The sequence below is a fragment of the Pirellulales bacterium genome, from assembly GCA_035656635.1.
Classification (GTDB): Bacteria; Planctomycetota; Planctomycetia; order Pirellulales; family JADZDJ01; genus DATJYL01.
The window spans coordinates 1-17,986 of the sequence record DASRSD010000169.1 but is presented as its reverse complement, the minus strand read 5'-3'; the positions used below and the strand labels follow the sequence as shown (position 1 = coordinate 17,986).

Here is a 17,986-nt window from a genome sequence, read left to right as displayed (position 1 = left end):
CACACATCCACACCGCTCTATCACCCCACGCCCCTTCGCGCCATATCCCTTTCCCCTCTGCCCGACGGCGGTTAATCTGGACGGAATGAGCGATTCCCTTTCCGCCCGATTGAAATTAGCCATCGAGGCTGCCCAAGACGCGGGCCGACTGACGCTCCGTTATTTTCGTCGCGACGATTTGCAGATCGACTTGAAGCATGATGCCTCGCCGGTGACCGTGGCCGATCGGGAATCGGAGCAGTTGCTTCGCCGCCGCATTGCGGAGGCGTTTCCCGAGGACGGCATTCTGGGCGAGGAATTTGGCGAACAGCACGGTACATCGGGCTGCCGCTGGATTTTGGATCCAATTGACGGCACAAAATCGTTCATTCACGGCGTGCCGCTGTATGCAGTGTTGATCGGCGTCGAATTTTCTGGGCAAAGCCGAATTGGCGTTATCCACTTGCCCGCCACCGACGAAATGGTTTACGCCGCCGCCGGCCAGGGGGCTTGGCAGGCGCGGGGAAAATCACAGCCCATGCCGGCAAAAGTTTCCTCGAAAAAATCCTTGACAGAAGGTTTGTTTCTCACCAGTGGCCTTTCCGGCTTCCGCAAACCAGGCGGCTGGTCGGCATTTGAACGGTTGACCAAGACCGCGAAGCTTACCCGCACCTGGGGCGATGCCTACGGTTACATGCTCGTTGCTACTGGCCGAGCCGAGGCGATGGTTGACCCGGTGATGAATGTATGGGACGCCGCCGCCCTGCTGCCGATTTTGCAAGAAGCCGGCGGGACATTCACCGATTGGCAAGGCCGCGCCACCATTCACAGCGGCGAAGGCATCGCCACCAACGGCCACGTGCTGGACGAAGTGCTGCGGCTGGTGAGCACCTAAAATTTCGTTTCCTGGAGGCGCACCATGAAACTGCAATTCACCGTCCGAGAATTGTTGCTCCTGACGCTGATTGTCGCTTTGTCGCTGGGCTGGGGATTGGACCATTTCCACCAAGCGTCTCGCAGCGATGAATTCGAGATGAAGATGCTCGAAGCACAAATTGAAAGCGCCGAGTTATCCAGGTATATAAAAGAGTTGCGAGAAATCTATGCGGAGGCAAAAAAGCATGGTTTTGTCATGCCTATTCCGGGAAATGCGATTCTTTCTGGGAGCCACGAGTATTAGTTTGGGCTTTGGGCGGACTTGTTCATTGCGACCCAACCGATATACTGGTTAGTTCGTCATTCACCGGCATAACAGACTTAGAACGCTTGAGGTTGTGATGGCTCGCCAGTGCGAAGTTTGCGGCAAATCGGCCAGTATGGGAAACCGCGTTACCACCCGTGGCAAGGCCAAGTATTTAGGCGGCGTGGGCACCAAAGTTACGGGCATCGCCCGGCGAAAGTTCAAACCCAACTTGCAACGCCTGCGGGTAACGGTGGGCAAAACCAACACCAGCATGCTGGTGTGCACCAGCTGCATTCGCGGCGGCGCTGTGACCAAGCTAGTCCGCCGTGCTCCGTTCAAGCTAACCGTGCAAGGAGGCAAAGGGGCGAAAGCCGCTGCGGCGAGTTAACGATTGGAATTCTCAGCCATTCGCCCCGGTAGAATCGGGGCTACCAACGATCCTCTTTGTTTCGTTTCGCTATGGCGCTTACTCATCACGAAGTGGAAAAGGTTTCGCTCTTGGGGCGGCTGCTGCTGACCCCAGAAGAGCTAGACCGCATGACGATGCAACTGGGCGGAATCGTGGCTTATATAGAGCAGTTGGCCGAATTGGACGATGAGATCAAAGCCAAGCAGGTGCAGCCCATGGCGCACGCCGTGGAGATGACTAATGTGTTTCGGGCTGACGAAGTGCTGCCTTCGCTCGATCGTGCCCAGGCTTTGGCCAACGCTCCGCAACACGACGACCAATGCTATTTGGTCCCCGCCATGCTAGGCGAATAAACCTGCAAGGTGTAGGATTTTCGCATTGTCGATTGGCCCGCGCCCGGAACAATGGCTGCCGTGGCGACGCAGGCAGTTGTCAAAATCCTGCTGCATCATTCTTCCAGTCTATTTCGCATGTTGCTCACCGATCACACCGCCACCGAGTTGCTTGCCGATTTGAATGCTCGGCGTGTTTCCTCGGCTGAAGTGACGCAAGCATACATCGAGCAAATCGAGCAGCAGGACGGCAAGGTCAAGGCATTTTTGCGCTACGATGCCGAAGCGGCGTTAAAACGTGCCAAAGAAATTGACGAGCGGCGGTCGAAGGGACAGCCGATTGGATTGCTGGGCGGCCTGCCGGTGGCGGTGAAAGATTTGATTTGTGCCAAAGGTGAATTGACGACGTGCGCTTCGAAAATGCTGGCCAATTTCCGTCCGCCATACAATGCGGCAATTATCGAACGCCTGAGCGCCGCCGATGCCGTGTTCCTGGGTCGCACCAACTTGGACGAATTTGCGATGGGGGGCTCCAACGAAAACTCGGCATTCTTCCCGACGCGCAATCCTTGGAATTTGGCGTGCATTCCCGGCGGCTCCAGCGGCGGGGCCGCGGCCTGTGTGGCGGCGCGAATGGCGTGCCTTTCCATCGGCACCGACACGGGCGGCTCCATCCGGCAACCGGCCGGGTTATGCGGCGTGACCGGCATGAAGCCGACGTACGGCCGAGTAAGCCGATACGGACTGGTAGCGTTTGCCAGCAGTTTGGACCAAATTGGGCCGCTGGCCCGTACCGCGGAAGACGCAGCTCTATTGTTGGAAGCAATTGCCGGACACGACCCGCGCGATTCAACCTCTTTGACCATGCCGGTTCCGCAGTATTCCAAAACAGTGCGTGAGCCATTGAAAGGGTTGAAGCTAGGGCTGGTGCGCGAGCACTTTGGACGGGGCTTGGACAGCGAAGTGGAGCAAGCCGTGCGCGAAGCGTTCAAAGTGTACCAATCGCTCGGCGCGCAGGTAAAAGAGCTTTCCATGCCACACGCCAAATACGGCGTGGCCACGTATTACATTATCGCCCCGTGCGAAGCCTCCAGCAATTTGGCACGCTACGATGGCGTGCATTATGGCTATCGCACGGACGTGGCAGAAATGAATGCCCAGTTGGCCGCAGAAGCCAAACCGTTGCAAACTTCCGGCAATAAAACGGCGCTGGACGAGATGGATAATTCGCTGGTACGGATGTATCGCCAATCGCGGGCCGAAGGATTTGGCCCGGAAGTGAAGCGCCGCATTATGCTGGGCACGTACGCGTTGAGCGCCGGTTATTACGATGCATATTATCTCAAAGCGCTGAAAGTACGACGGCTAATCCGCCAAGATTACGACGATGCGTTTAAAGAGGTCGATTTAATTGCCGGTCCGGTCTCCAGCACCCCGGCTTTCAAAATTGGCGAAAAGAGCGATGATCCGCTGGCGATGTATTTGGTCGATTTATACACGGTCAGCCTGAATCTGGCGGGCTTGGGCGGCATCGCATTTCCGTGCGGATTCAGTAGCGCCGGATTGCCGATTGGCTTGCAATTGCAAGGCCCGTCGCTGGAGGAAGAAAAACTGCTGCGTGCGGCGCACATGTTCCAAACAGCCACCGATTGGCACATCCGCAAACCACCGTTGTAGCCCGATAAATCTTGTTCACGATGTCCGATCCGTTCATCACTATTATCGGCCTGGAAGTGCACGTACAGTTGCTCACCGTCAGCAAACTGTTTTGCGGTTGCAGCACAAAGTTTGGCGCGCCTCCCAATACGCAAACTTGTCCTGTGTGCATTGGCATGCCAGGAACGCTACCAGTGATGAATCGACGGGCATTCGAGCTGGGTCTAAAAACGGCCGTGGCGCTGAATTGCCAAATTGCGCCATTCACCAAATGGGATCGCAAAAATTACTACTATCCCGATTTGCCCAAAGGATATCAAATCAGCCAGTTTGATTTGCCGTTTTCGCACGACGGGTATTTGGAAATCAGCGATCCCAAAGAGCGGTTTGCTGCCAAACAGATTGGCATCATTCGCGCGCACCTAGAAGAAGACGCTGGTAAAAGTATGCATGACGAGGCCCACGGCAAGGCCGACAGCCGTATCGATTTGAATCGTACCGGCACTCCGCTGTTGGAAATTGTGAGCGAGCCGGACATGCGCTCGCCGCTGGAAGCCAAGGCATATCTGACAGAATTGAAGCTGCTGCTCACGTATCTTGGCGTTTCGGATTGCAACATGCAGGAAGGGAGCTTGCGGGTCGATGCCAACGTAAATTTGCATATTCCACAGTCGGATGGACGGCTGGCGAAAACGCCTATTGTGGAAATCAAAAACATGAACAGTTTTCGGGCGGTGGAGCGGGCGTTGGAGTTCGAAGCAAAGCGACAATACGAGGTGTGGCAAGAAGACCACGTGGAAATTGGAAAACGCCCCAAGCAAACCCGCGGCTGGGATGATGCGGCCAACATTACCCGCGGCCAACGGGCCAAAGAAGAATCAAGCGATTACCGTTATTTTCCTGAGCCCGATTTAGTGCCCGTGACAACTGCGCCAGCGCAGATCGAAAAAGTGCGAACCTCATTGGACGAACTTCCTGCACTGCTGCGGGTTCGTCTGGAAGCCGCTCATGGAATTACGGCCTACGACAGCGACGTAATTGTGAATCAAGGCCGGGCTTTTGTGGCATACTTTGTGGAGCTGGCCGAGGCCGTGAAAGACGGCAAGACCGCCGCGAACTGGGTCACGCAAGACGTGCTGCGGGTGCTGAACGAGCAAAATACGCCGATCGAAAGTTTTCCCGTTAGCGCTGCGGATTTGGCCAATTTAATTGTCCGCGTACACGCGGGCGATTTCAACACTAGCCGAGCCCGGGAAGTGTTTGCCGAGATGTTGAGCGACAAATCAGTGGCCGAAGCCGTGGCAGCGCTGGGCATTACGAAAGTCGACGAAAGTGAACTGGTGGCTATGGCCGGCGAAATTCTAGCCGCCAATCCCAAAATTGTGGCCGATATTAAAGCTGGCAAAACTCAAGCGGCTGGAAATTTAATCGGTCAGGCGAAAAAGCGCAATCCCAACGTCAACCCGGCCCGCTTTCGCGAAATTTGCCTGGAACTGGCCGGGAAGATGTGAAATTCGCCAAGTCGCTGTTGTGGGCTGCTTGCCTGAGAAATTGCCATGTCCGCAATTATCACCTTGACCACCGATTTTGGTTTTGGCAGTCCGTATGTGGCGGCCATGAAGGGTGTGATGTTGGGCATGCATCCGGCGGTGCGGTTTGTAGATCTTTCGCACGCCGTCGGGCCACAGAATGTGCGCGAAGGAGCGGTGCTGTTGGCCGAGACAACGCCGTGGTTTCCGGCGGGAACCGTTCACGTGGCCGTAATTGATCCCGGCGTCGGGACTGCACGGAAGCTTCTTTATGCGCGAATTGGCGATCAGCAGTATTTAGTGCCCGACAATGGTTTGCTGAGCCTCTTGGCGAAGCGGCGCAAACCGGATCGGATTGTGGAATTGACCAATTCAGAATATTGGCTGCCGGAGGTTTCTCGCACGTTTCATGGCCGCGATATTTTGGCGCCCGTGGCCGCACAAGTGAGCCTGGGATTGGAACCGGAGCGATTGGGCTCGGCGATGCACAAATTGTTGACGCTCGATTGGCCCGACGCACGCCGCGACGGCAATCGCGTGGAAGGCGACGTGCAATGGATTGATCGGTTTGGTAATGCGATTACCAACATTCCCGCAAGCTTGCTTAGCGAAGGCGAAAAATCGTCCGCCGTTCGAATTCGGTGCGCAGGTTGCGAAATCACCGGATTGACCCAAGCGTACGGCCAGCGCCAGCAGGGCGAATTGGCGGCGCTGGTCGGTTCCAGCGGTTTTTTGGAAATCGCCGTGGTCAACGGTAGCGCAGCAGAAAAGTTGAATGTCCAGGTGGGCGGGCCAGTCGTGGTGGAGTTTTGAAAGTATGCCGACACGCGACGACCTGCTCCGTTGGGACCGCGAAATTGTGTGGCATGCTTTTACGCAAATGGCGGAGTACAAGCCGCTGATTCTGGAGCACGGGCGAGGTTGCACCGTAGTCGATATTGACGGACGGGAATATCTCGACGCCACGAGCAGCCTATGGTGCAATTTGCATGGGCATCGGCATCCGCAGTTGGATGCGGCGATTGTGGAACAGTTGGCGTGTGTCGCTCACGTGACGAACTTGGGCATGTCGAATCCGACAACCATCGAGTTAGCAAAGCGACTGGTCGATTTGGCTCCACCGGGTTTGAAGCACGTATTTTTTTCAGATGATGGAGCCACGGCCGTCGAAGTGGCGCTGAAAATGGCGTTTCAATATTGGCGGCAACGGCCCAATCCGCGGCCGGAAAAAACACTGTATGTGGCGCTGGGAGATGCGTATCACGGCGATAGCTTGGGAAGCGTTAGCGTTGGCGGCGTCGAACGGTTCCAGACCATGTTCAAGCCGCTGTTGTTCGAAGTCATTCGTGTGCCGATGCCCAAGATGTATCGCTTGCCGCCAGGTGTCACAAGCGAAACCGCGCTGGCACACTATTTGGGCCAGATGGAGCGGGTATTGATGGAGCAGCATCAGCAGATTGCCGCAGTAGTGTTGGAGCCGCTCGTGCAGTGTGCGGCCGGCATCATCACCCATCCGGCCGGATATTTGCGCGGCGTGCGCGAACTTTGCACGAAATACAATGTGTTGCTGATCGCCGATGAAGTGGCCGTAGGCTTCGGCCGCACCGGGCAGATGTTTGCGTGTGAACACGAACAGGTGACGCCCGATTTTTTGTGTCTGGCCAAGGGCCTTACCGCCGGATACATGCCGCTGGCGGCAACGCTGACAACGGACGAAATTTGGCGCGCGTTTTTGGGCACATATGCGGAGTCAAGGTCGTTTTTCCATGGGCACACGTATGGCGGCAATCCCTTGGGAGCTGCGGTGGCCCTGGCAAATTTGCGAGTGTTCCAGGAAGAACAGACGCTAACGAACATGCAGCCAAAGGTTGTCCGCCTGGCGGAACATTTAGCGCGACTATCGCGGCATCCAAAGGTGGGGGATGTACGCCAGTGTGGGTTAATTGCCGGCGTGGAGTTGGTGCGCGAGAAAGCAACGAAAGAGCCTTATCCTTGGGAAGAGCGTCGCGGATGGCAAGTTTGCGAAGCGGCCCTGGCGGAAGGCGTGCTCATTCGCCCGCTGGGAAATGTGGTGGTCATCATGCCGCCGCTGGCGATTCGGCTGGATGAGCTAGATCGGATTTGCGCGGCGGTAGGCCGCGGGATTGAGGCCACGTTAAGCAATTGATTGCTTATTGTGCCGACGATTTCGTACCGTGGTCAGAGCCGCCAATGAGCACGCCCATGGGCAGCGGGCGGCCCGCCGTGGCGAAGTCCAGCCGGTGCAATTCTTCCTTAAGCTGCCGGTAAAGTTCAAAACTGTCGGGATAAGTCCACATGGTAATGGTGGTGTCGTGCGGACTGTGCATGGCCAGGGCCCGATGGAAGTCCGAATTCGGCAGCATCGCCTTTTCGAACGTTTCGCCTTCCTGCATGCCGGCAGGCACAATCTGAAATTCTTTGGCCCGTAGTCCGACAATGCGGCCTCGGTCGCTGACGGTATCCATGGTGTAGCGGAATTCAAAACCATTGCGCGGGCCGACCACGCCCACGCGGTCGGCGATGTTGTTCAAGTCCATGCCAGAGGTGCGCAAGTTGGAACGCACATCGTCGACAAAATCGTCGATGGGCACATAGGCAATCCGTCCGCCCAGCAGCTGGAAATGGACTTCGTGCCCTAATACCATGCGGCTGATGGGCGTGGGATAATGGCGAACTTCCTGAATGGGCGGCTTTTGCGATTCCAGGTCTTTGAGTTCCGCTTCGCCGCGATCCAGCGCTGCGAGGCTTTGCTCCACCTGGCGACGCAAGTCGAAATCTTCCTGCTTCGAGGAATCGAATTGTGCGCGACGATCGCCGAGTTCTTTTTCCGCGGCAGCGATTAGCGTGGCTAGCGATTCGCGGGCCGTACTTTTGGCGGAGCTGTCTTGATCGAGGGCTTCCATTTGTTGGCCCATGCGGCGGACGTCGTATTCGATGGTCGCGGCCTGCTTGCTGAGCGATCCCAACTCTTCCGCAGTTGGCACGGGCGTGGTAGATTCCTGCACGATGGGGTTTTGTGCCCGCATGCCGACCACCATCACGAGAATAATCAGGATGCCGACAATATTGGTGGTGATATCCAGGAACGAGTCCTGCCCAGCATGTTCGATATTGGTGCTGTCGTCGCGCTGCATGAGAGTGGGTGGGTGAGGTGGTGATTTAACGCGCTCGCCTGTCGGCTCGCGGCTAACCGGGAAGATAAGTTGGTTTTATTTTCGGCGCACGTCCCAGCCGCTGTCGGCCAGCAGGGTTTGTAAATCGGCGGCGCGGGCTTCGGCGTTGGGATTCACGTTCAACACCAACTGCGGCTTCCAGTACATGCTGCGGCCGGCAATGCCCCAACTTTTGGTATACGTGCGCACGGCGCCGACCAAAGGCTCGACGGCGTCTTCGGTCCGCGCGCCAAGCGGAATTACTTGGGGTTGCAGATCGCGGGTATCGGGAACCAGCACAAGTCGATCGGGCCAGCATTCCACGCGGATGGGGCGTTGGATGGGCACCGATGAAACATGGCTCGTTGGCAAAGCCCAGTTGCGACCACGATTTTTCGCCATGCTGTGGGAAGAGCTTGATTGCTGTTGTGTCGCTGGGTCGTACGAAGCGTTTTGTTGCTGTTGCGGCGTGAGGTCGAACGACATGGAAGGTGAGCCGCTGGGCATTTCGGAATTGCTGCCGGGGCTTCCCATCATGCTGCTGGACGAACTGCCGCCGGACGAATCGCCGCCCGAGGATGAAGACACGCCGCCACTGCCACCCGCCGATCCGCTAGACGATCCAGAGTTGCCATCCGCGCTGTAAGGACCGCCGCCCCTCGATCCGGAGCTGGCCAGGTATTGATACTGGTTGCCGGGCGCGCCCGGCGATGAACCCGCCGACCCCATCGAACCTGTTGAACCAGCCGTGGCAGGCAATCCGGCGCCGGGCGAACCCATGCCAGAGCCATTCGATGCCATGCCGGAGACCAATGGACCAGAAGCTGATGCCGGCAATTGAACGCCGCCATATTCGCTGGGACTGCCGCTGCCGCCCGATCCGTTATTGCCGTTCGCCATATTGCCGTTCGTTGTGTTGGAAGCGCCGCCACCAGATTTGGAATTGCCGTTGCTTCCGGCGCTGCCGCTTCCATTTCCGAAACCGTTTGTGCCGTTGCCCGTGCCGGCGTAACGCGGGCCGATGTTGGCAAATTCCGGTCCATTGCCGGAACCGGTTCCGCTACCTGTAGCGCCATTATTGAGGTAGTTGCTGCTGCCTGAACCGCTGGTTTGATCGCCTGGAAAGCCGGGACCATCGCCCAACCCGCTGCTGCCTGCCGGACCCGTCAATGCAACAGCGCCATTTGGTCCGTTCGCGGCAAGACCGTTGCCGCCGGGTCCGGTGCCGGTCAATCCGTTTCCAGCCGGTCCGCTATTGCTTCCGCTGCTGTATCTGTCGCCACTGTTTAATCCGTTGCCGGCACCGTTTTGTCCAAAACCGCCGTTGCCAGAGGGACCGCTCCCAAAAGCACTATTTCCGCCGAGGCTTCTACCGGACACATTTCCACCATAGGCCTGCATTCCATTGGGGTTGTTGCCTCCATTGGCAAAATTGCCGTTGCCACCTCGAACACCGGTTCGTCCAAAGCCGCCCAAGGGGTCATCCGCAAACGGATCGCTTCCCAGAGAAGGTCCCCCATCGCGCACAACGCCGCCGCGAAAAGGGGAAACATGGTACTCCACTTTGCTCGCTTTGCGGGAGAACAATTCCGGACTAATTTTCGCCAACCATTGAAGTTGTTGCCGGGCGTCGGCTACGGCGCGTTCTTCCTGGTTTTTCAATTGCGGTTCAGTTTGCATCGGGAATTCGAGTTTCCAATCTTGCCCAACGAGTTCGTAGCCGAATTCCGCATCCCAGGACGACATGGCATCGCGCACCAAATAATAGGCAATAATACCGTCGGGCCTCACCAACAGCAGTGGATAGGGTTCGTTCGGTAAATCCGGCGCGGGGCGGGGCGCTTGCCGCCAATATTCTTGAGCGGCTCGCAAGGCCGATGCCAACGGATTGCTAGGTCCGCCAGGTCCGAGAAAATCGCCAGGACCGAACACAATTCCTTCCGGCTGTAAAATCACGCAATCGTCGCGGCATTCGATGTAAATTGGGCGGCGATTGGTTTTATACATGCCTTCGAAGGGAACCACGGCATAGGCCGACTGGCGATTGGCGGAATCCATGCGGGCGTGTTGTAGGTCTTTTTCCAACTGCAAACGCTGGGCATTTAGTTGTGCTAGCTTCGAGCGCAGCAGATCGCGCTGGGGATCGTCGGACGCGCTGGCCTTTAACTGTTTGCCGGCAGCAACCAGCGATTGAAGTTGATCTTCCATTTGCCGCGAGGAGTCTTCAATGCCGGCGAGCTTCTGGCGGCTCGCTTCCACATCGGCCAACGTTTTTTTGCGCGCGGTTGTTAATTCGTCAATGCGCAGCTGAATATCTTCCTTGGCGTCAATTAGTTCTTGCTGCTGTTGCGCAGCTTTGCCAGGCACTCGCTTAGCTGGATGCAGTCGAGCTTCGCGGTTGATGACGCCCAAGATGACGATCAGCGTGCCCATGGTGCACAGCAGCACGTCCAACAGCGGCATCAAATTAACGCCGTGAGTTCCGGCGGCGGTGGAGCGACGCATGGAAGAGACAGTTGAGGTTGGAAACAGTTCGTGCTAGCAAGCTGCGCGCGGACGTAGAGCCAGCGCGTCTTAATCCACCTAAAGATCGGCTTAACCGGCAAAGTCGATGAAGAGAATTACCGGTGGCAGCGCTTTGCGGCTGCCCGTGGCAAGCTGGGTAAACCAGAGACATGGCCATCACTCTTTCTGCAATCGGCAAGAATTGCCAAAGCGCCGCTGACCGCCTGACCGATACATACCTTCGCACCGGGTGGACTAGGCATCTTCGATGCTGACATCCCAGGGGGGACGCAGTCCGGGTCAGGTCCAAAAGGCCGCCCGGACTGTTTTTTTTGAACTGCAGAACAACGTGATCTGTGGCCAGTTTTTACATTGGCTGATCACTGACCACTAGATTCCAGACCGGTACGTGGCGTAACAGCGTGGCGTTTCCCACAGATGAGTTTCCACTACCGGAAACCCGCGCTGGGCGGTGAATTCGAAAATGAGTTTAGCGATGTTTTCCGCGGTGGGATTGGCGTTGATGAGGTGCAACGGTTCACCCAGTTTTTTGAGCACCGGCACGGCGGGATCGTCGCGGCACAAAATCATGCGGTGATCCAGCGTTTCGTCAATCCATTGGCTTACGACCTGTTTGATGTCGGAGAAATCCAAGACCATGCCGCGGGAATCTAACTGCGGCGCTTCCAGCACAATGACGGCCCGGCCGTTGTGGCCGTGCAAGTAGCGGCACTTGCCCTCGTAGTTGAGCAGCCGATGACCGTAACAAAAATCGATTTCGCGAGTAACCCGAAACATAAAAGCGTTTGTAGATCAATCAAAATGTGACAGAAAAATCAAAAGGCGACAGTCATGATTTTAACACTGGCCATGTTGATATGAATAGCCGGCGGTTTCAGACTTCTCATGTTGCCACACATGCAAAATAGGTGGTGAGGTATGACAAACACACAGAACAAACAGAAAAAAGCGTTGCCCGATTGGGTTGATTTGCCGATGGCCGTGGCCGCCCTGTTGACGGTGGCTTTTTACGTGATTGTATATCACGAATTCCCCAAGGGTTCGCTGATTCATCGCTACACCACGGAACACATCGTGGAGTACGTGGTGGTGACGTTTTTCATTTGGGGCATTGTCGATGTCGTGTTCAAACTGTGCGGTTTTCCGCTGGAAGTATTGGCCCTGCGGCAACCGGGTTTACCGGAGCGAAATGGCAAAGAACCGGTTGGCCAATCGAAAGTTCTGTATGCCCAATTGCTGGGCCGCCCCAAGTGGTTTTTGGATTCGCGCTATGGGCAACGGCTGACCAAAACCTTGGGCTATTTGCAAGAGAAAGAATCGGCCGACGGATTTCACGATTACTTGCGCTATTTGGCTACGCAGGACGAAGAAAAAACGCACGGCAATTACGGCCTGGTGCGATTTATTTGCTGGGTGGCCCCCGTGTTGGGAATTTTGGGGACGGTCATTCACTTCGGCTCTGCGTTCGGCGGGCTCTCGGTGGACGAAATCGGCGACAACCTGGCAAAAGTAGTGGGCGAAATTGGCACAGCGTTCAATACCACCACGGTCGCTTTGGCCGCCGCCATCACGATGATGTTCAGTTTGTTTATGTGTGAAAAGACTGAACGCGGAATTATCCATTCGATCAGTCGGCGCATTGATTTGGAACTGTTGAACCGCTTTGAAGTGACCGATGAAAGCCTAACCCCGTTTTTGCACGCCGTGCAAGCCGGAAATCACGCAACGCTGTCGGCCGTGGATGCTCGGCTGGAAAAACAATTGCAAATTTGGGGCGGTGCGTTTGCCCGACTGCAACAGGAAAGCGAAAAACGCCTGCAAACACACGGGCAAATGTGGGAACAATCGCTCACCAAAGTGCACGCCCAATTTGAACAGAGCGATAGCCAGCGCGAGCAAAAACTGCTGCGGCTGCTGGGCGACATGCAATTGCAACGCAAGGAACAAACGGCTCAAAGCCAAACGATGGTGAACCAAATGAGCGGCCTGCAAACGCACTTTGCCCAATTAGTAGAAGCATTGGCCGGTTTGAACCGCAGCGAAGGCGAGTTGGCCAAGGTGCAGCACACGCTAGCGCAAAATCTCCAAGGCATCCGCGAAACCGGACAACTGGATCAAGCTCTGCACGGCCTGACGGCGGCAATCCACTTGCTGACTGCGCGGCACGATTTGGATCCGAAAAAGACCAGCCGCGCAGCGTAATTCTTTATCGCGAAGACAGGCGATCGCATGTTTAGGAGAATTAGCCGCAAATGAACGCGAATGCACACGAATAGAACCGAAGAATTGCATTGCCGAATTGTTTTATCGTTTGCGTTGATTTGCGTTCATTCGCGGCAATAAAATTGCTTCTCTGCAATACTCTCTTCCCCGTTCAGTTTTCAGCGGCGTATTTCGTCGGATCGGGCAGTTCAATCATGCGGAACGCTGCTTGGCGTTCAGCGCATTTGTTACACCGGCCGCAGTGGAGTTCATCAACTGGCGCGATGCAGGAAAACGTCAGTTCCAGCGGATAGCGGCGGCCCACGCGCATGACTTCTTCCTTGTGCATGTTGGCAAAAGGCCGCACGATTTCCAACGGCGGCTGACCGAGATTGCGGAGCACGTTTTCCAGCGCCGCGAAAAAGTCCGCGGTAGTATCATCAAACGGATTACTACCGAGCACACCCAGTGCCAATCGGCCAATGCCGTGCATTTGGCACCACAAGGCCGGCTTGATAATTAGCAGCAGGTTTCGGCCCGGCAGGTAAACGGCCTCGTCAGGCGTGGCCGCATCGGGAATTTTCTGGCCGGTCAAGCTCCAATGGTCGCCGTACAAATCGGCCAGAGGCAACTGCAGCGTAATGAGCGGCGATAAGCGAGACGTGGCAATTGCGGCCAAATACTTATGCAAAGTCGCCAATTCCGCTGGCTGCCAATGCAGGCCGCAATCGACGTAAAACGGCTGAACGTGTTCCCCTGCGTTCAACAAATACGAAATCAGAATCGCACTATCCAGCCCACCGCTGACAAGCACGCCGAGGGTGTTAGTCATGTGTCGAAATATATCACATTCATTGCGGCGAGGGCAATTCTTGCGGTTGCAAGATGCCGCCGGGCGGTGTGGATTGAAATGCGCCGGGCGGAAATTGCGATACTCGCGGCATAGGCTGCGGCGAGATGGCGCCGGGCGGAAGAGTGACCGGCGTGGCAATCGGTTCTGCTGGAAGCGTAGGTCCGGGGACCGAAGGCACGCCGCCCAAACGGGCCTGAATTTTTGCGAGAATTACTTGCTCTAGCCCATGATCACGGCCATCCGGGGCCAAGGGAATCCAACCGCCGGTGGCGGCCCGCGGACCAATGGGCCTGGCCGGATCGCCAGGAATGCGGGCCGGATCCGTGTCGAATTCTGTATCGCGATTAAGCGAAGTGTCGTAGCGGAAGGTCGAAGCGCCGGCCGATCCATTGATGGGATGCGGCACATCTTCCAATTCCTTCGTCACGGTCACTTCAACCACATAACCGGCGCAGCCGTTCTCCTGTGGAATGACTCGCACAAAACTTCGACGGCGGATTGATTGCAGCGTACTTTCCAGCCGCTCGTGAAAGTTGACCGAATCTCTGCGCCACGGCTCCAACAGCGTGGCGCCGGGAATGGGGAAAGTGTCGATGCGTCCTTCCGTCTGCACAGCGCCCACCAACTTGACGCGATCTTCCTGATCGATTTGGAAATAGTCGTCGACCACGTCAACGATTTGATCCCATACATAATCGTAGTTTAACGCAGGCACTAAAATCGTGTTGTTGGGAACCGGCGCGCCCAAAATCACGACCGGAGAACTTGAACCTGGCAACGTTCCGACCGTGGCATCCGAAATCGGAATGGAACCGGGCGACGGATTCACCAGCGTGGTCGGCGCGGGTACAACATTTTGCGCAGCCGGACCAAAACGGCTAAACGAACCGCACCCGGCTAGCGGCACCAAGGCGGCGCAGGCAATGATCGATAGCGCGGTGAGTAAATGAAATGGGCGCATGCAACGGCGATGAAGGACGAACGTCGAGATTTCGGGCCGAACGGCCACTAGGGGAAAAAGATCGGAAAAATGGGGCGCAAGTGTCGCCAAAACCCCACTTTGCTGCAAGGTTAGCTAATGCCCTCGGTCATGCTGCGAGGCTTTCTCAGTTACCCGAAGTTCGTATCCCGCCACCGCTTGTTACAAACTGTTTTCGCCACCTTCGCTAAATTCCAGGGTTAAATCAGTATTCGAGGGGAGAAAGGGGTTGCGAGGCGTGAAAGCCCATTTTTTAACAGCCATTTCTTGGGAAGCAAAAATTTTTTGCCGGGCGTCATTTGGCGCGGCACTTCTGCTGGCAAGCACGAGGGTGATTGCAGCGGACTACGCCGACACGCATTGGGGGACGCCGGTCGACGGGCTAAAAGCCGGGGTGCGTTTGGAGCCGATCAAGCGGACGGAATATCACCCTGGTGAAGTGCTAAAGCTCGTCCTAGAATTTGACGTCGAGCTGGGTCACCGGCCACGAGTGCCTATGGCGGCGTTATGGCAATTCGCCGACGTACATATCGTAGGGTCCACGGGCCGGGAATTCGCTTGGAATCCAGGCGGAATCCATTTCAAAGATGCGGAAACGAAAATTGACTCCGACGATTGGGAGCGGTACAGCGACAGGGATGAAGAACCGTATACCGCGGAGATTCGATTGGCCAAAAGCAATACGAATTGGGTCGATGTCAAAACGGGCCAGGTTGCGCCTTTTTCGCTGGTTCCCCCCGGCAATTATAAAGCCTGGATTGAGTGCACCGTCGTGGCTGGCAAAAATCCGCCGCGAGATGCCTGGCAAGGGAGCATTAAAAGCGGGGAAGTCACGTACACGATGGCGGAGTTGCCGGTAGAAAAACGGCACAACGCGGTGACGACGGAACAACAAAACCAACTCAATGCGTGGACAGCGTTGTTGAAGGTGAAAACCAGTGAAGCGTCCGGCGAACCGATGACCAGCATCCTCACCCAAGAAGTTACGCTCGCCGAAAATGAAGGTTTGGCACAAAAGCTAGTCGAAATCACCAAAAGTGGCCAGGCCGACGCCTTGCCGATTTTGCTTGCCCGAGTAGGCAATCTCAATAACGGACAGACCGGCATTGACGGTCCGTATTTGAAGCAGCTTGCCGAATACATTCTTGAAGTCGACAAGCAGAATGAAAACCAGAAGGCGGAGGCTGGCAAACCGCGATTTTCAGCGACCTTCGATCCGGTAATTCTCTACTTGCGTGATCATCCGGACGATTCGGACATTCATCGCAAAGCTGTCGGCGCACTGTCACACTTGGCGCGTTCGAGAAGTTCGCCTGCAAGATGGACATCATTTTGGGCACCCGTGCCCTATGCTTGGGCCGGGCTACAGGAGCTGGGGGAATTGAAATCGGGAATGACACGCCAGCAGGCCGAGGAGTTGCTGGGCCCGCCAGACGATTTGTTGGCAGGTCAGTTCCGCTTTGGGAACGGTTTGGGAGGCGGCGGTTTTGGAGGCGGTGGATTTGGGGGAAGCGGAGGCGCCCAGGCGGCCGCGGCCGGAAAGACGCCAGAAAATCCCACGGAACTCCAGTGGACCGCTCCCATGCTGCCAGGACACGAAAATCCGCTGCCAGTTGTCCTCAAGTCGCAATTGAAGGACGGCAAAACTACCGCCTGGAAAATTCATTGGCCCGGCGAATTTCACGGCAAAACCCCTTACGGCATGCCTGGAGGGAATCCGGAATGACCGCTGCTTCCGGGAACTTCCAGTGGAATAATCGCGTCCAATTTACGAATATACTGGGGTGCATTTCAGTCTAATTCGTGGGTAATTACTTCGGAGCCGGCGCCATCGAATGGAACGAGACGATTTAGCCCCGTACGTGAAATCACTCCAGCGCCCGGCCAATTTCATAAACTTGATGATGTTCGCCGGGATGGCCGTGGCTGCCGTTGCGATTGGGCTCTTTGTGTTTGTCAAAGCGGGTAATTCGGAAGCAGATGTTGCCGCCAAAATGCAGAGCATTCTGGCGGGCGAAGTTCAACCGGAAAAGCTGACCATCGTGCGGAAGTATTCCAACGCGAGCCGGCACGGTACGCCTTATAGGCACGTTATCTTGCGAGGCAGCCGGCCAGCGGAAATCAACAGTTCTGCAACGCTGCAATTTTACGATTCGGTTGATGCCGGCAGTACCGTCACCGGCTATTACTTTCCGGAGGGATATTTCATTCCCGACGCCATTGGGCACGACCAGGAACTTGCGAAATGGGCGTTCCTGGGATCGGGGGTGCTGATGGGAGCAATTTTCGGAACGGCTGCCTGGCGCGGTTGGCGGAAATCTCAGAATAGTGACTAATTGGCTCATCGCGGTGGGCACCACTTAATGCCTTCAACGTTTGGCATGTAACTTTTTTATGTATGTCACTAATTTGAATTCGCGCAGATGCTGGCGATCAATGTTAATCGCCAGATTGCTATGCAGCAGCGTTCTGTTTGCTCAACACGTTGCGGTTGCTGTCGAGGTTGGCGTTGCGCCCGGCGAAAAACTTCCCAAAAAAGTTGCGGTCGACGAAGTTCCGCAGCCGGTTGTGGCGGCATTGAAAAGACAATTTCCCAGCGCCAAAATCGCCAGCGCCCAATTGCTCAGTACGGCGCTTGATAGCGACGAATGGGAGCTGACCGTGATCGACGGCAAGGAACAGTTGGAAGTGGGGGTCGATGGAATATCGGGCAGTTATCAGGTCAACACCATCAAAAAGCCGATTGCCGTCGCCGATGTGCCCAAGGCGGTGCGGCAGGCCATTGAGGAGCGACATCCCAAAGCCGAAATCAAAAACGCCTGGGAAGTCCAAAGCGGGCTCATTGCGCTAGCGCCGGGAAAGACAAAACCGCCCGGATATGAAGCAATGATTGTCACCGCCGAGCATGAGAAATGCAAAATTGATTTGTTGCCGGGGTTTAGGCGGACTGCAAAAGGCGAAATTCTGCCCGACCCCAGCAAAATGGAAATCTATGGCGAATCGATTCTCAACGACGGGAACAAATAGCGGTGCGGCGGCGTCAAACCTCTAAGAAGCTTCCCAGTTCTAAGAAATGCGCTCTCGATGCGTCTTAGATGATGGGGAAAATGGAGGATTTTATGAAATGCTGCTGGCCGGCTTCAATCATTCTCGCAATCTCGCTAG

17 protein-coding genes are annotated in these 17,986 nt (G+C 56.0%); 12 read left to right on the top strand and 5 right to left on the bottom strand.

Going from position 1 to position 17,986, the window contains the following annotated elements; genetic code table 11:
- Nucleotides 1-85 precede the first annotated feature (85 nt).
- From hisN to bioA, 8 genes are all read left to right on the top strand, one after another.
- On the top strand, nucleotides 86-874 hold the full coding sequence (gene hisN / locus VFE46_17520; protein ID HZZ29799.1) for a histidinol-phosphatase: 789 nt from the start codon (nucleotides 86-88) through the stop codon (nucleotides 872-874).
- A 24-nt stretch (nucleotides 875-898) separates the two neighbouring features.
- The gene (locus VFE46_17515) at nucleotides 899-1,159 is read left to right on the top strand and encodes a hypothetical protein (GenBank protein HZZ29798.1); all 261 of its coding nucleotides are present in this window, start codon (nucleotides 899-901) and stop codon (nucleotides 1,157-1,159) included.
- Nucleotides 1,160-1,256: 97 nt separating this feature from the next.
- The gene (gene rpmB / locus VFE46_17510; protein ID HZZ29797.1) at nucleotides 1,257-1,550 is read left to right on the top strand and encodes a 50S ribosomal protein L28; all 294 of its coding nucleotides are present in this window, start codon (nucleotides 1,257-1,259) and stop codon (nucleotides 1,548-1,550) included.
- A gap of 71 nt (nucleotides 1,551-1,621) precedes the next feature.
- On the top strand, nucleotides 1,622-1,924 hold the full coding sequence (gatC, locus tag VFE46_17505; protein HZZ29796.1) for an Asp-tRNA(Asn)/Glu-tRNA(Gln) amidotransferase subunit GatC: 303 nt from the start codon (nucleotides 1,622-1,624) through the stop codon (nucleotides 1,922-1,924).
- A 117-nt stretch (nucleotides 1,925-2,041) separates the two neighbouring features.
- Nucleotides 2,042-3,580 (top strand): Asp-tRNA(Asn)/Glu-tRNA(Gln) amidotransferase subunit GatA, encoded by a 1,539-nt coding sequence (locus VFE46_17500; GenBank protein ID HZZ29795.1) that lies wholly within the window; start codon nucleotides 2,042-2,044, stop codon nucleotides 3,578-3,580.
- Nucleotides 3,581-3,600: 20 nt separating this feature from the next.
- Nucleotides 3,601-5,070 carry an Asp-tRNA(Asn)/Glu-tRNA(Gln) amidotransferase subunit GatB gene (gatB, locus tag VFE46_17495; GenBank protein HZZ29794.1) on the top strand — a complete coding sequence of 490 codons (1,470 nt, stop codon included), beginning with the start codon at nucleotides 3,601-3,603 and terminating at the stop codon, nucleotides 5,068-5,070.
- Nucleotides 5,071-5,115: 45 nt separating this feature from the next.
- A complete protein-coding gene (locus VFE46_17490; protein ID HZZ29793.1) occupies nucleotides 5,116-5,901 on the top strand; it encodes an SAM-dependent chlorinase/fluorinase in 786 nt (261 codons plus the stop codon).
- Between the two features lie 4 nt (nucleotides 5,902-5,905).
- Nucleotides 5,906-7,255 (top strand): adenosylmethionine--8-amino-7-oxononanoate transaminase, encoded by a 1,350-nt coding sequence (gene bioA, locus VFE46_17485; GenBank protein ID HZZ29792.1) that lies wholly within the window; start codon nucleotides 5,906-5,908, stop codon nucleotides 7,253-7,255.
- A 4-nt stretch (nucleotides 7,256-7,259) separates the two neighbouring features.
- Here bioA and VFE46_17480 read toward each other — a convergent pair whose 3' ends face one another.
- The 3 genes from VFE46_17480 to VFE46_17470 form a co-directional block, all read right to left on the bottom strand.
- On the bottom strand, nucleotides 7,260-8,243 hold the full coding sequence (locus VFE46_17480) for a hypothetical protein (GenBank protein ID HZZ29791.1): 984 nt from the start codon (nucleotides 8,241-8,243) through the stop codon (nucleotides 7,260-7,262).
- Between the two features lie 75 nt (nucleotides 8,244-8,318).
- Nucleotides 8,319-10,766 (bottom strand): hypothetical protein, encoded by a 2,448-nt coding sequence (locus tag VFE46_17475; protein ID HZZ29790.1) that lies wholly within the window; start codon nucleotides 10,764-10,766, stop codon nucleotides 8,319-8,321.
- 390 nt (nucleotides 10,767-11,156) lie between these two features.
- On the bottom strand, nucleotides 11,157-11,564 hold the full coding sequence (locus VFE46_17470) for a 6-carboxytetrahydropterin synthase (protein ID HZZ29789.1): 408 nt from the start codon (nucleotides 11,562-11,564) through the stop codon (nucleotides 11,157-11,159).
- A 141-nt stretch (nucleotides 11,565-11,705) separates the two neighbouring features.
- On the opposite strand from VFE46_17470, the gene VFE46_17465 reads away from it, so the two are divergent.
- Complete coding sequence (locus VFE46_17465; protein ID HZZ29788.1) at nucleotides 11,706-12,989, top strand: MotA/TolQ/ExbB proton channel family protein; 1,284 nt, start codon at nucleotides 11,706-11,708, stop codon at nucleotides 12,987-12,989.
- A 172-nt stretch (nucleotides 12,990-13,161) separates the two neighbouring features.
- Here VFE46_17465 and VFE46_17460 read toward each other — a convergent pair whose 3' ends face one another.
- Nucleotides 13,162-13,821 (bottom strand): 7-cyano-7-deazaguanine synthase, encoded by a 660-nt coding sequence (locus VFE46_17460; GenBank protein ID HZZ29787.1) that lies wholly within the window; start codon nucleotides 13,819-13,821, stop codon nucleotides 13,162-13,164.
- Between the two features lie 19 nt (nucleotides 13,822-13,840).
- Nucleotides 13,841-14,803, bottom strand: a complete 963-nt coding sequence (locus tag VFE46_17455; GenBank protein HZZ29786.1) for a hypothetical protein — start codon at nucleotides 14,801-14,803, stop codon at nucleotides 13,841-13,843.
- A gap of 349 nt (nucleotides 14,804-15,152) precedes the next feature.
- On the opposite strand from VFE46_17455, the gene VFE46_17450 reads away from it, so the two are divergent.
- From VFE46_17450 to VFE46_17440, 3 genes are all read left to right on the top strand, one after another.
- The gene (locus VFE46_17450) at nucleotides 15,153-16,547 is read left to right on the top strand and encodes a hypothetical protein (GenBank protein ID HZZ29785.1); all 1,395 of its coding nucleotides are present in this window, start codon (nucleotides 15,153-15,155) and stop codon (nucleotides 16,545-16,547) included.
- A gap of 109 nt (nucleotides 16,548-16,656) precedes the next feature.
- Nucleotides 16,657-17,157: a hypothetical protein gene (locus VFE46_17445; protein ID HZZ29784.1), complete on the top strand. Its 501-nt coding sequence runs from the start codon at nucleotides 16,657-16,659 to the stop codon at nucleotides 17,155-17,157.
- Nucleotides 17,158-17,257: 100 nt separating this feature from the next.
- Complete coding sequence (locus VFE46_17440; protein ID HZZ29783.1) at nucleotides 17,258-17,848, top strand: hypothetical protein; 591 nt, start codon at nucleotides 17,258-17,260, stop codon at nucleotides 17,846-17,848.
- Nucleotides 17,849-17,986: the final 138 nt, after the last annotated feature.